The sequence below is a fragment of the Paraburkholderia translucens genome (assembly GCF_020881035.1).
Classification (GTDB): Bacteria; Pseudomonadota; Gammaproteobacteria; order Burkholderiales; family Burkholderiaceae; genus Paraburkholderia; species Paraburkholderia translucens.
This window is the reverse complement of record NZ_JAJITC010000012.1, coordinates 39,875-51,257: the sequence shown is the minus strand read 5'-3', so window position 1 is coordinate 51,257 and position 11,383 is coordinate 39,875. Positions and strand designations below refer to the sequence as shown.

The 11,383-nt window shown below is 62.8% G+C and carries 13 protein-coding genes and 1 pseudogene; 8 read left to right on the top strand and 6 right to left on the bottom strand.

All coding sequences use genetic code 11. The features are described 5' to 3' along the window. The first annotated feature begins 77 nt into the window (after positions 1-77). On the top strand, positions 78-860 hold the full coding sequence (locus tag LJ655_RS21280; protein WP_230563194.1) for a substrate-binding domain-containing protein: 783 nt from the start codon (positions 78-80) through the stop codon (positions 858-860). A gap of 187 nt (positions 861-1,047) precedes the next feature. Here the strand turns inward: LJ655_RS21280 and LJ655_RS21275 are convergent, their stop codons facing one another. Together LJ655_RS21275 and LJ655_RS21270 are read right to left on the bottom strand one after the other, a co-directional pair. Continuing rightward, positions 1,048-1,341 (bottom strand): contact-dependent growth inhibition system immunity protein, encoded by a 294-nt coding sequence (locus LJ655_RS21275; RefSeq protein WP_230563193.1) that lies wholly within the window; start codon positions 1,339-1,341, stop codon positions 1,048-1,050. Next, positions 1,341-2,174, bottom strand: a complete 834-nt coding sequence (locus tag LJ655_RS21270; RefSeq protein ID WP_230563192.1) for an RNase A-like domain-containing protein — start codon at positions 2,172-2,174, stop codon at positions 1,341-1,343. Before LJ655_RS21270 ends, LJ655_RS21275 begins: the two co-directional genes overlap by 1 nt. Positions 2,175-2,512: 338 nt before the next feature. Here LJ655_RS21270 and LJ655_RS30390 point away from each other — a divergent pair, with 338 nt between their 5' ends. Both LJ655_RS30390 and LJ655_RS21260 read left to right on the top strand, forming a co-directional pair. Beyond that, a complete protein-coding gene (locus tag LJ655_RS30390) occupies positions 2,513-3,109 on the top strand; it encodes a transposase (protein ID WP_425605826.1) in 597 nt (198 codons plus the stop codon). A gap of 23 nt (positions 3,110-3,132) precedes the next feature. Further along, positions 3,133-3,600: an Imm50 family immunity protein gene (locus tag LJ655_RS21260; RefSeq protein WP_230563191.1), complete on the top strand. Its 468-nt coding sequence runs from the start codon at positions 3,133-3,135 to the stop codon at positions 3,598-3,600. Positions 3,601-3,960: 360 nt separating this feature from the next. Here LJ655_RS21260 and LJ655_RS21255 read toward each other — a convergent pair whose 3' ends face one another. Both LJ655_RS21255 and LJ655_RS21250 read right to left on the bottom strand, forming a co-directional pair. Beyond that, positions 3,961-5,385 carry an FAD-binding oxidoreductase gene (locus LJ655_RS21255; protein ID WP_230563190.1) on the bottom strand — a complete coding sequence of 475 codons (1,425 nt, stop codon included), beginning with the start codon at positions 5,383-5,385 and terminating at the stop codon, positions 3,961-3,963. Continuing rightward, on the bottom strand, positions 5,382-6,371 hold the full coding sequence (locus LJ655_RS21250) for an isopenicillin N synthase family dioxygenase (protein WP_230563189.1): 990 nt from the start codon (positions 6,369-6,371) through the stop codon (positions 5,382-5,384). Before LJ655_RS21250 ends, LJ655_RS21255 begins: the two co-directional genes overlap by 4 nt. A gap of 236 nt (positions 6,372-6,607) precedes the next feature. Between LJ655_RS21250 and LJ655_RS21245 the strand changes: the two genes are divergently transcribed. The 5 genes from LJ655_RS21245 to hutC all read left to right on the top strand — a co-directional run bounded on the left by LJ655_RS21245 (position 6,608) and on the right by hutC (position 10,576). Then, the gene (locus LJ655_RS21245) at positions 6,608-7,435 is read left to right on the top strand and encodes a transporter substrate-binding domain-containing protein (RefSeq protein WP_230563188.1); all 828 of its coding nucleotides are present in this window, start codon (positions 6,608-6,610) and stop codon (positions 7,433-7,435) included. An 88-nt stretch (positions 7,436-7,523) separates the two neighbouring features. Next, positions 7,524-8,174 carry an amino acid ABC transporter permease gene (locus LJ655_RS21240; RefSeq protein WP_230563187.1) on the top strand — a complete coding sequence of 217 codons (651 nt, stop codon included), beginning with the start codon at positions 7,524-7,526 and terminating at the stop codon, positions 8,172-8,174. A 28-nt stretch (positions 8,175-8,202) separates the two neighbouring features. Beyond that, positions 8,203-8,865: an amino acid ABC transporter permease gene (locus tag LJ655_RS21235; protein WP_230563186.1), complete on the top strand. Its 663-nt coding sequence runs from the start codon at positions 8,203-8,205 to the stop codon at positions 8,863-8,865. 14 nt (positions 8,866-8,879) lie between these two features. Beyond that, entirely contained in the window at positions 8,880-9,779 is a 900-nt protein-coding gene (locus LJ655_RS21230; RefSeq protein WP_329959717.1) for an amino acid ABC transporter ATP-binding protein, read from the top strand. Continuing rightward, on the top strand, positions 9,776-10,576 hold the full coding sequence (gene hutC / locus LJ655_RS21225) for a histidine utilization transcriptional repressor HutC (RefSeq protein WP_230563185.1): 801 nt from the start codon (positions 9,776-9,778) through the stop codon (positions 10,574-10,576). Before LJ655_RS21230 ends, hutC begins: the two co-directional genes overlap by 4 nt. 12 nt (positions 10,577-10,588) lie before the next feature. Here hutC and LJ655_RS21220 read toward each other — a convergent pair. After that, a pseudogene (locus LJ655_RS21220) lies at positions 10,589-10,672 on the bottom strand (histidine utilization repressor); the annotation flags it as partial. Between the two features lie 18 nt (positions 10,673-10,690). Next, positions 10,691-11,371: a methyltransferase family protein gene (locus tag LJ655_RS21215; protein WP_230563184.1), complete on the bottom strand. Its 681-nt coding sequence runs from the start codon at positions 11,369-11,371 to the stop codon at positions 10,691-10,693. Positions 11,372-11,383: the final 12 nt, after the last annotated feature.

Here is an 11,383-nt window from a genome sequence, read left to right as displayed (position 1 = left end):
ACGGGTTCTCGTCGCGCCGTCATTCGGGTATGGTTGCGGTGGCGCACTCACCCCTTACCACTCCGGCACCCATACCGATGAAAAGATTCTTTCTGGCCTTGCTCACCGCCGGGCTGCTCGCCAACGGCGTCGCCGCCACGCAGGTAGAGGCAGCCGAACTTCGCGTGATGACTTCGGGAGGCTTCACCGCCGCGTATAAACAGCTTGGGCCGCAGTTCGCTGCCTCGACCGGCAACACGCTCGACACGATCCTCGGGCCGTCGATGGGTCGATCGCCGGAAGCGATTCCGAACCGGCTTGCGCGCGGCGAATCCGCGGACGTCGTGATCATGGTCGGCTATGCGCTCGACGATCTCATCAAGCAGGGCAAGGTCATGCCCGGTTCGCGCGTGGAGCTCGCCGATTCGCGCATCGGCATGGTGGTGCGCGAGGGCGCGCCTAAGCCCGACATCAGCACCGTCGAGGGCCTGAAGGACGTGCTGTTGCATGCGAAGTCGATTGCTTACTCGGACAGCGCGAGCGGCGTCTATATTCAGCGCGAGTTGTTCAAGCGGCTCGGCATCGAAGATCAGGCCGGCCCGAAAGCGAAGATGGTGCCGAAGATTCCGGTCGCCTCGGTCGTGGCGAGCGGCGAGTATGAGATCGGCTTCCAGCAGGTCAGCGAGTTGCTGCCGGTGAAGGGGGTGACGTTCGTCGGCAGGATTCCGGAGTCGGTGCAATCGGTCACGCGCTTCGCCGCAGGGATTCCGGTCAACGCGCCGCATCCGCGGGAAGCAAAGGCGCTGCTCGAATATCTGGTGTCACCGGGCGCGCAGGAGGTGGTTCGGGCGACTGGGCTCGATTCCGTGTCGGCACAATGAAGCAGCTCGTTTCTGTTACGGCCGCTGTCGTTCGCGTTGACCAGTTGCGCGCGCTGCCGGAGCTCTTGTGTCCGGAAGGAGCTGCGGAGCAGTTTTCCGAGTTTTCGACCGTTGCCCGTTTCCATTCTTTGTCTGTTCGAGGATGCGCTCGCTTGCGCCGGGCGGCACAAAGCCGCCCCAGGCCCCATTACTCGCTTAGAAGGCGCTTTAGCTCGTCAAGGAATGATTGAGCCGTATAGTCACGCGATGTAATGGAAAGCTCACGCTCGAAGTTCGATTCAAATGCGCTCGCCAGATCCAGCCGGTGCTGAGCCTGAAATCTCTCTATTTCCGCGATTGCTTCGAGCCGCATACCTTCGTCTATTTCGGAACGGTAAGCACGCACGACATCGGCATATGTCTCACCATGCAGATCGTAGTCCTGGTTCAAATACCCATCGAAAAGCAATCGCAAATTGGGATATTCGATTTCTCCCATCATTATGGCTCCAGATAGGCGGTCAAGATGAAATACGGCATGCCATTATAGGGCTTGTGTTTAAGGGTAACTCGCACCCGGTTCATGGGAACCAGCTTGCCGGTCGCACGAATAACGCCGTATCCCACGTTTCGGCCAACATGGCCATTGAGAACGAGCGGGTAGTTCGGCAATGATTGAGACCATGTTCTGATTTGTATGGCGTTAGCCTGCATGAGGTCGGAAATAGCCCATTCGGCAGATCGCAGATCAGAGAATGATGAGATTACTTTCCTGTCGGTCTCGCTGGCCAATCGCTCCCGCAATTGTGCTTCAGTCCGTCCGACGTGTTTCTCTATTGTATGCCCACCAATCCGGCTTCCGGCCTTCGCTTCGTGATCTATCAGGTTGATCCGGCCCATGGTGATACCGGCCACGCGTGCAGCCTTGATCGAGCCGGCGAAACCGAACGGCACGACCATATCGAGCGACAGGCCGATCTTGTCGGCCATATCGGAGCTGACATTGATCGCCTCGGCCAGCTTCGTCGTACCCTGCTGGGTGAGGGTGGCCGTATCGCGCCCTGTCCAGACCTGACGCAGACCCGCCGCTGCCGAGTCAGAACCATGTGCGCCGAACACAATACACCCGGCCTTGCTCGCCATCGTTGGTTCCGGCATCACACACAGCGCCCCGGCTCCGACCATTTCCAGCAGGCCGCCGACGAGTCGCAACCCGCCCCATAGCCGGTTCGAAAGCATTTCCGTCTGGCTGATCGACTCACGGGTGAGCACCGCGGCGAGCTGCGGCGCACTGAGCACAACGCGCACGCCGTCCAAATCCTGTTGATACGACATTCCGTATTCCTCTGTAGCTGTTGGGGGATAGCCAACCTAGCAGGCGACTATAGGGACAGGGAATGGGCGATGGATGATTCTGCAGTCCCAATGTCAACGAACGCCAATATTGGTTCACGTAGGAATTGCACAACGTGGTATGGATGGACAGACTGGATAACGCCGGTTTCGACCAGCAGATCAATGCTTTGGTGCAGTCAGAACAATGTGCAGATAGCTAGTGTTCCGAGAGATGTGCAGAAAGTCTGAAGGCATGAAGAGTGCTCAAGGATAGGGTGGCCGTGGTGTAAGTTGATGAATGTCCAGTTCGTCAACCTGCCCTCGGGAGGGCTTACGCCATGGCCACGACCAAGCGTAGTACGAACCGGCCGCCAGCGGGAGCGCTGGTTGCCGGCGACCGGGACCTGATGAAGGCGCTCATGAAGGATGCGCTGCAGGAAGTGCTCGAAGCGGAGATGACCGAGCTATTGGGTGCGTCGCCCAACGAGCGGACCGAGACCCGCAGCGGCTATTGGGCGGGCTACTACGGCCGGGGGCTTGTGACGCGCATCGGAGCGTCCGCCCCTGCACGGATACGGCTTCCCGCCGACGATGGCCTTGCGATATGGTTTGCCAAACCCGGCGACGTACTGCCCGATGGCACTATCGCGACGCCTGTTGCCACACCCCTCGCCGATGCGCAGCCCTTCGAGTACACGCCGGACACCCTCGGGGGCGATACAGTGGACATCGCCGCTCGTGGGGTTCGCATGACAGGCAACGATCCGGGCGGATACCGCATCAACCCGAATGGCCTTGACGTAGATTACTTCGATTCGAACGGCGACCTTTGCGCCCAACACCACGAGAGTCACGGGGAAGCACATGGCCATAATTTTGACGCCGGAATGAGGGATGACGCTCATCTTCCAATGTCATCGATCAACTGCAGATAGAACGTATTGCGAGGGGGCACACAATGAGCACCGAAAACAAAACGTGGGGCTGGGAACTGGCGAGAAACAGTGACCTGCTCGTTAAGATTTTTGGAGGTTACCCATCCTTTCACGACTCGGCTGTGACGACCTTCTCTCTGCAGAGAAAACGCCGTTCATTCGAAGGCGTGGACTCGAAACCGCTACCGGCTGGCCGCGTGCGCTACTTACTTGATCTCCAGCTCGAGGTGCTGCACAACCGCTACGCGGCTCCCCGCGCTGATGGAGGTCCGGATTATCTGGTCGTGTTAGATCTCCTGGATATTCGAGTTTCGGAAATCGACGTAAATGCCATGCTCGAGGAGGCCTCGGTTATGGAGATTTCTTTATCCGACTTGCCCGATGATTTGATCCGATTCGACCTTGAACCCGATATCGGACTCGATATCCGCTTAACTTGTAAGGAGATCGTTGTTAGTGCAGTTCGCCCCTACATCCGAAGCGATTTTTAAGCCCCACGACCGTATTGCTCGCATCAAGGAACGAGGGGCACCCGCCGGCGAAGAAGGCGACGGTTTGACACTGCCGGGAGACGCGCAGCCGTTCGAGCGGGGCGACGATGCAGGATCACGCGCGACGATGGCCGCTCCTGCCTCCAGACCAGCAAAGGAGCCTACGACCTGGATGCCCCCAACCTCCCGCCGATTAATGTCCCGTCCGGCCTATACGAAACGCCGACCGTTGCGAGTCGGCTTCTTGTCGGCGCCATTTGCACTTATATTTTTGGCGGGTCATTTGATGGGTAGCTCCGCCAACCGCCCTGAAAATCATTGTCAAATCTGGATGATTGGCGGGCGCCGCCTCAGCCAGAGTCAGAACAGCTTCCCCGGATTCAAAATACCGTGCGGATCGAGCGCACGCTTGATCGCGATCATCGCAGCAAGCTCGGCCGGCGAGCGCGAAATCGGCAGAAACTCGCGCTTGAGCGAACCGATGCCATGCTCCGCCGACACCGACCCGCGCAACGGCCTCAGCATCTCGTAGACGAACGCATAGACCGCATGATGATCGACACCCGGAACCGAACGGCCATCAACGGTCAAATGCAGATTCGAATCGCCGATATGCCCGAAGAAATACGCTTCGTTGCCGGGCCAGCGCTGATCGAGTGCCGCGCGGCAACGATCGACGAATGCGCCGATCTCGCCGATCGGCAGACTCACGTCGAAGTTGATCGGATCGAGCTTGAGCGGAAACTCCGCTGTGCACTCGCGAATCGCCCACAGTGCGCGCGCATCGCCGACCGACTGCGCGATCACCGCGTCGCGCAGCGCGCCCGCTTCGAGCGCATCGGTCAACACTCGCGCGAAGCGTTCTCCAGCGTCATCCGCATCGAAGCCCGCGTGCTCGATCAACGCATAGAGCGGATGAGCGGCCTCGAATGGCGAGCGCGTGCCCGTCAGCTTCACGCCGAAGTCGTAGAAGTCCGGCCACATGATCTCGAACGCACCGATGTCGTTGCCGAAACGCGTCGCGAGGCGGCGTAGCAGGCTCACCGCGGCATCGTAATGGTCGAGCGCAACGAGCGCCGTGTGGCGCGTCGCACGTCGCGGATGCAGCCGCAACACCGCACGCGTGATCACGCCGAGCGTGCCTTCCGAACCGATGAACCAGTGCTTCAGGTCATAGCCGGTATTGTTCTTGACCATCTTGCCGAGCGAACTGAGCACATCGCCATTGGCAAGCACCACTTCGAGCCCAAGCACCTGATCGCGCGCGGTGCCGGACTGAATCACGCGATTACCGCCCGCGTTGGTGGCGAGATTGCCGCCGATCTGACACGAGCCGCGCGCGCCGAGATCGAGCGCAAGTTCGAAGCCCGCAGCTTCGGCGGCTTCCTGTGCGGTCTGCAAGGTGGTGCCGGCGCGCACGGTCAGCGTGGCCGACGCGGCGTCGAGTTCTTCGACGCCGGCCAGTCGTTCAAGCGACAACGCGATATCGGTGGCACGCGCGATCGCGCCGCCCGCGAGTCCGGTCATGCCGCCTTGCGGCACCACCGGCTGACGCGCGGCGTGGCAGATCGCGAGCGCGCGCGATACTTCCCCGGTCGTGCACGGCAACAGCAGCGCCGCCGGACGCGTCGGCTCGTGACGCGTCCAGTCGGTCATCGCGTGTTCGCTGATCTGTTCACCGACGCGCACCGCGTCGGCGCCGAGCGCGGCGCGCAAGGCGTCGAGGGTCGTCGCGAGCGGCGCGGTCGTTGTCGTTCCAGATTCGGTGATGCCGTGCTCTGTCATGCGGGGGTTCCTGACGGTGCCGTAGCGGCGAGTTTCTTGCGATAGCCCATCGAATCGTTGATGCGGCCGAGAATATAATCGCCCGCGGCGACCGGCCGATATTTGCTGTGCGCATCGCTCGCGCCAAGCTCGCGCGGATCGACGAGCGCGCCATAGGTTGGATCGTAGAACGTCGCGATCGAATAGCGCTCGCGCCCCGACGCATTGATCACACGATGCAGCGTCGAGCGGAAGCGGTCATTGGTCCAGCGCGCGAGCAGATCGCCCACATTGACGACGAAGCTCCCTTCGACAGGCGGCGCATCGATCCACGTATCGTTGGCGATCTCGCGCACCTGCAGGCCGCCGACCTGATCCTGCCACAGCAGCGTGATGCAGCCGTAGTCGGTATGCGGCGCGACGCCGAACTGATCTTCATCCGATTGCGGCGGCTGCGGCGGGTAATAGACCATCTGCGTGCGTTGCATGCGCTTGGTATAGCGCGACGCGAAGAAATCCGCGTCGATGCCGAGGCTCACGGCGACAGCGCGCAGCAGATCGGCACCGCACGCCCCGACCGCCTCGTAATAGTCATACAGCACCGGCCTAAGCTCGGGCATGAAGTCCGGCCAGTTGTTCGGCCCGCGCAGTGCTTGCCCGGCCAGCACGTCGGGATCGTCTTCCGGCAGTTCGAGGCCGATGCTGAAGAATTCCTTGTAATCGGGGCGCTTCGCCTGGTACATCGTCGCGTCGCCGAGCGCATTGAAGCCGCGATGCCGATGATTGACCGCCGCGCGTCGCTTGGTCTCGGCCGGAAACGCGAAGAACGTGCGCGCGGCCTGCGCGGCGGCATCGATCGTCGCTTGCGCTACGCCGTGATTGACGATGTAAAAAAAGCCGCTCGTCGTACACGCTTCATGAATCTCCCTCGCGACGCGTCGCAGGGCGTGGGGGTCGCCCGCGCGTACGCCGGAGAAATCGATGATCGGAATGCGGGTCACGGGCATCGCGCTGCTCCTTCAAGCATCGGCATTGCAGTTGTATATACCGCCAAAAGCATCGCCGCAAGTTGCTTTGCACACCTTGAATTCAGGGCTTTTTTCTCCCCGCGCGAGCATTTATTTTCCGCCGGAAGCGCGGTATATACTGCCCTGCACGGACCGCGACGCGCAGCCGGCACGGCGGGTTCCGCACAGAGACTTCAACACCCGGCAACCAATCCACATTCGCCCCGGAGAACCCCATGCGTATCCTTGCAGGCTGGAAGTGCCGTCTGGTCATGCTGGCGCTGTGCGCGGCAAGCGTTGCCGCCCAGGCTGAAGACCAGCTCGCCAAAGTGAAGAAAGCCGGCGAACTGGTGGTCGGCACCGAAATGCAGTTCGCGCCGTTCGATTTCCTCGAGAACGGTCAGCAGGCCGGCTTCAACAAGGACCTGTTCGCGGAGGTCGGCAAGGAAATCGGCGTCAAGGTGCGCTTCATCGATCTGCCGTGGCCAAGCGTGCTGCCCGGTCTCGAAGCGGGCAAGTTCGACATGGTGGGCGGCCCGCTGACGGTCACGAAGGCGCGCATGGAGCGATACACGTACACGCTGCCCATCGCCGATGCGACCGACGCGCTGCTCAAGCGCGCGAACGATGCGTCGATCAAACAATCGGCGGATATCGCGGGCAAAGCGGTCGGCGCGGGCAAGGGCAGCGCGCAGCTCGATCAGTTGAAGAGCTACGCGGCCACGCTGCCGAAGCAGCCTGAAATCCGCGAGTACGTCGACAACAATCAGGCTTACGCGGACCTCGCTGCGGGCCGCATCACCGCGGTCGCGAACTCGATGACCAACATCGCGTATGTCGCGAAGCAACGCCCCGAGATGTTCGCGGTCGTGCAGCCGCCGTTCGGGGCGAAGGTGTACTTCGCGTATGCATTGCGTAAGGACGCCGACAGCAAGCCGCTCGCCGATGCGTTCGATGCCGCGCTCGTGAAGATGCAGAAGGACGGCCGCCTCGCCACGTTGCAGAAGAAGTGGTTCGGCGTCGCGATGGAGATGCCGGCCACGCAGCCTACGCCGAACTACTGAGCGTCCTTGATGCAGGCGTCACACGCTGCGCGTTAGTTTCGCCATCGCGCAGCGCGCGTCGCCCTCCCCGCTCCAGGGGCCACGATCCATGTTCAACACGACCGTCTTCGTTCAGGGCCTGCCGCTGTTGCTGCATGCGGCGCTCGCCACCGTCGGCATTTCGCTGACGGGGCTCGTGATCGGCTTTTTCGTCGGCATCGGCGTATGCACCGCGCGGCTGTCGCGGCATCGCGCCGCGCGTCTCGCAGGCGGCGCCTACGTGTTTTTCTTTCGCGGCGTGCCGATGCTCGTGCAGTTGCTGCTCGTGTACTACCTGCTGCCGTTCGCGGGCATCAACGTGTCGCCGATCGTCGCCGCGATCAGCACGGTGTCGTTGTGCTCGGCCGCGTATATCGCCGAGATTCTGCGCGGCGGTTTTCTCAGCATTCCGCCCGGACATCTCGAAGCCGCGCGCATGCTCGGTCTATCGTCGTTCGATACGCTGCGGCGCATTCTGGTGCCGCAGGCTTTCCGTTTGACGCTGCCGTCGCTCGTCAATGAAATGGTGCTGCTGATCAAGGCTTCCTCGCTGATCTCGGTGGTCGGCGTCGCCGAGCTGACGCGCACCGCGCAGAACATCGCCGCGAGCACTTACCGGCCGCTCGAAGCGTATGTCGCGGCCGGGCTCATCTACTTCGCGATCTGCGGTTCGCTCGCGCTCCTCGCGCATGCGGCCGAGCACCGTTTGCAGCACGCCTGACCGATCTCCAGCACACGCCCACTCCGCCATGCAAAGGTTCGACCCGACCGTCATCACGCACAACCTGCAGCCGATCGCCGCCGGTCTCGCGACGACGCTCGGCACGTGGGCCGGGGGCGTCGCGATCGGTCTCGTGATCGGCTTCCTGATCGCGGTGCTGCAACTGTTCTGCGGACGCTGGCTGCGCGCCGTGCTGCGCGTCTATATCGAACTGCTGCGCGGCACGCCGTTTCTCGTGCAACTGTTTCTGCTGTACTACGGCGGCCCGTCGATCGGCCTGACGCTCGAACCGCTAACAGCGGGCATCGTCGGCCTCGGCCTTTATGGCAGCGCGTATTTCGCCGAAGCGTTCCGCTCCGGCTTCCAGTCGGTGCCGAAAGGCCATCTCGAAGCGGCGTCGTGTCTCGGACTCACGCGCTGGCAGGCGATTTTGCGCATCCAGGCGCCGCAAATGCTGGTACTGATCGTGCCCGCGCTGACCAATCTGATCATCGTGCTGAGCAAGGAAACGGCCGTACTGTCGATCGTCACCGTGCCCGAGCTGACGTTCGTGCTGACCGGCATCGGCTCGGCCACCTTCGCTTTCGTCGAAACCCTGCTGGTGCTGTGCGTGTGCTACCTCGCGCTGGTCGAACTGACCTCGCGTGCGGGCATGTGGGCCGAAGCCCGCCTCGCGCGCTTCATGTCATGATTGCCGGAACACCTATGAACGTTATCGCCGACATGTCCTCCTCCGCGCCATCTTCCGCGCCATCTTCCGCGCCGTCCGCCAGCGCCACGGCGAGCGCGCCGAACGCCGCGCCGCTGATCGAAGTGCGCGATCTGCGCAAACGCTTCGGCGATGTCGAGGTGCTGCGCGGCGTCGATCTCGAGATCGCGCGCTCGGAAGTCGTCTGTGTGATCGGGCCGTCGGGCTCGGGCAAGAGCACGCTGCTGCGCTGCCTCGCCGCGCTCGAAACCTACGATCACGGCGACGTGCGCATCGAAGGCGAACTGCTCGGCTATACCGAGCGCAACGGCAAACGCGTGAGCGCGTCGCATGGCGAGATCAACCGCGTGCGTCGCAATGTCGGCATGGTGTTCCAGCAGTTCAACCTGTGGCCGCACATGACCGCGCTCGGCAACGTGATGGAAGCGTTGCTGCGCGTGCGGCGCCTGTCTCACGACGATGCGCGCCGCCGCGCGAACGCGATGCTGGAGACGGTCGGCCTCGCGCACAAGGGCGACGCGTATCCGGCCAGGCTGTCGGGTGGTCAACAGCAGCGCGTGGCGATTGCGCGCGCGCTCGCGATGGAGCCGCACATCATGCTGTTCGACGAGCCGACTTCGGCGCTCGATCCGGAGCTCGTCGGCGAAGTGCTGCAGGTGATGAAGCAACTCGCGCGCGACGGCATGACGATGGCCGTCGTCACGCATGAAATGGGCTTTGCCGCGCAGGTCGCCGACAAGGTCGTCTTCATCGATCAAGGCCGCATCGCCGTGCAGGGCAAACCGCGCGACGTGTTTCACGATGCCGCGCAGCCGCGTCTGCGTCAGTTTCTGCAAAACTATTTCGACCGCAATGCGTTCTGGACGCGCGGCCCCGCTGACACCCAGCCTCTATGAGCACCATCGTTCGCAACAGGCGTCAAGGCAAGCGCTCCGCCCGCGCGGCCAAAACCGCACGCGGCTCCGAGGACCCGCCCGCCGCGCGCTACGAGCAGGTCAAGCAGCACATCCGCCAGATCATCGAATCGGGCGCGCGGCAGCCGGGCGATCGTCTGCCGTCGGAACTCAACCTCGTCGCAACGCTCGGCGTATCGCGCATGACCGTCAATCGCGCACTGCGCGAACTCGCGGACGCGGGGCTCGTCACGCGTGTATCGGGCGTCGGCACCTTCGTCGCCCCGAACAAGCCGCAATCGACACTGCTGATGATCGCCTATATCGGCGATGAAATCCGCTCACGCGGCCACGCATATCGCTGCGACATGGTGCTGTTGCAGCGCGAGACCGCATCGGTCACGGTGTCGAACGCATTGGGGCTCGCGCCGGGCGCTTCGGTGTTTCATGTCATCTGCGTGCATCGCGAGAACGGCCTGCCGGTGCAGCTCGAAGATCGCTATGTGAATCCGGCCGTCGCGCCCGACTTTCTGCAGCACGATTTCTCGGCGCTCAAGCCGTCGGAGTATCTGCTGACGGTCGTGCCGATGCACGATCTCGAACACGTCGTCGACGCGGCGCTGCCGACGCCCGCCGAAGCCGGGTTGCTGGAAATTCACGCCGAGGAGCCGTGCCTCACGCTAACGCGCCGCACATGGACGAGCGGCGTCGCGGTGACGTTCGCGCGCTTCGTGCATCCGGGTTCGCGCTATCGGCTCGGTTGCCGCTTTTCGCCGAATACGTCGCAGCGGCAGGGATAAGGCGCGATTCTTCTCGCCGACCCACGTGCGCCGCCACGACAGCAGACACGGCTCGCCGATATCCATCATCAGATGACGCCGCACATAGGCCTCGGGCGCCGGGCCCAATCTTACCTACCAGATAAATGGCACGAAACGATAACGCACGCGCGCCATATAGTCCGTGTAGCCGTGGAGCTGCTCGGCAAGCAACCGCTCCTCGCGCACCGCGCGCCATCCCATGCCGTACGCCATCACGGGCAGCGCCACGAACCCCCACCACGAGCCGAGCTGCAGCGGCGTGCCGACGAAGAACAGCAGCGCGGACGCGTACATCGGATGACGAACATAGGCGTAGGGACCAGTGTCGGCGACCGTGTGGCCGCGGCTCGCCTGGATTTTGACGACCGGCGCAGCATAACTGTTCGCGCGAAATACGAAGCGGCAAATAACGATGCACACGAACACGCACAACGCGCCCAGAATCATGAGCCACAACGGCATCGGCGCGGACCAGCGAAAGCGCATCGCGTCGAAGCCCATCAGGATCAGCCAGCCGCACCATACCGTCCAGATGGCGGCCATGAACGGACGATCCCAGCGACTCTGCTGCGCTTGCACCAACGGCGCGAGCCGCTCCGCGAGCAACGCGGGATCGTGACGCGCGAGCCATAAGCCGAGCCACAGGCTCAACACCGCCAGCTCGATCAGATACCACCACGCGGCCGGCCACGCGAGCGTGCCGGCCGCGCCGAACAGCAGCACGCCCATCGCCACGAGCCACGCCAGCGATTGCAGGATCAGACGGGTGACCACGGCGGTTGCCTC

Coding starts and splice junctions, on each gene's coding strand:
- LJ655_RS21235 (WP_230563186.1), top strand. CDS start 8,203: ATGCAAAGGTTCGACCCGACCGTCATCACGCACAACCTGCAGCCGATC.
- LJ655_RS21255 (WP_230563190.1), bottom strand. CDS start 5,385: ATGACAGAGCACGGCATCACCGAATCTGGAACGACAACGACCGCGCCG.
- LJ655_RS21250 (WP_230563189.1), bottom strand. CDS start 6,371: ATGCCCGTGACCCGCATTCCGATCATCGATTTCTCCGGCGTACGCGCG.
- LJ655_RS21240 (WP_230563187.1), top strand. CDS start 7,524: ATGTTCAACACGACCGTCTTCGTTCAGGGCCTGCCGCTGTTGCTGCAT.
- LJ655_RS21260 (WP_230563191.1), top strand. CDS start 3,133: ATGAGCACCGAAAACAAAACGTGGGGCTGGGAACTGGCGAGAAACAGT.
- LJ655_RS30390 (WP_425605826.1), top strand. CDS start 2,513: ATGGCCACGACCAAGCGTAGTACGAACCGGCCGCCAGCGGGAGCGCTG.
- LJ655_RS21230 (WP_329959717.1), top strand. CDS start 8,880: ATGAACGTTATCGCCGACATGTCCTCCTCCGCGCCATCTTCCGCGCCA.
- LJ655_RS21245 (WP_230563188.1), top strand. CDS start 6,608: ATGCGTATCCTTGCAGGCTGGAAGTGCCGTCTGGTCATGCTGGCGCTG.
- LJ655_RS21270 (WP_230563192.1), bottom strand. CDS start 2,174: ATGTCGTATCAACAGGATTTGGACGGCGTGCGCGTTGTGCTCAGTGCG.
- LJ655_RS21280 (WP_230563194.1), top strand. CDS start 78: ATGAAAAGATTCTTTCTGGCCTTGCTCACCGCCGGGCTGCTCGCCAAC.
- hutC (WP_230563185.1), top strand. CDS start 9,776: ATGAGCACCATCGTTCGCAACAGGCGTCAAGGCAAGCGCTCCGCCCGC.
- LJ655_RS21275 (WP_230563193.1), bottom strand. CDS start 1,341: ATGATGGGAGAAATCGAATATCCCAATTTGCGATTGCTTTTCGATGGG.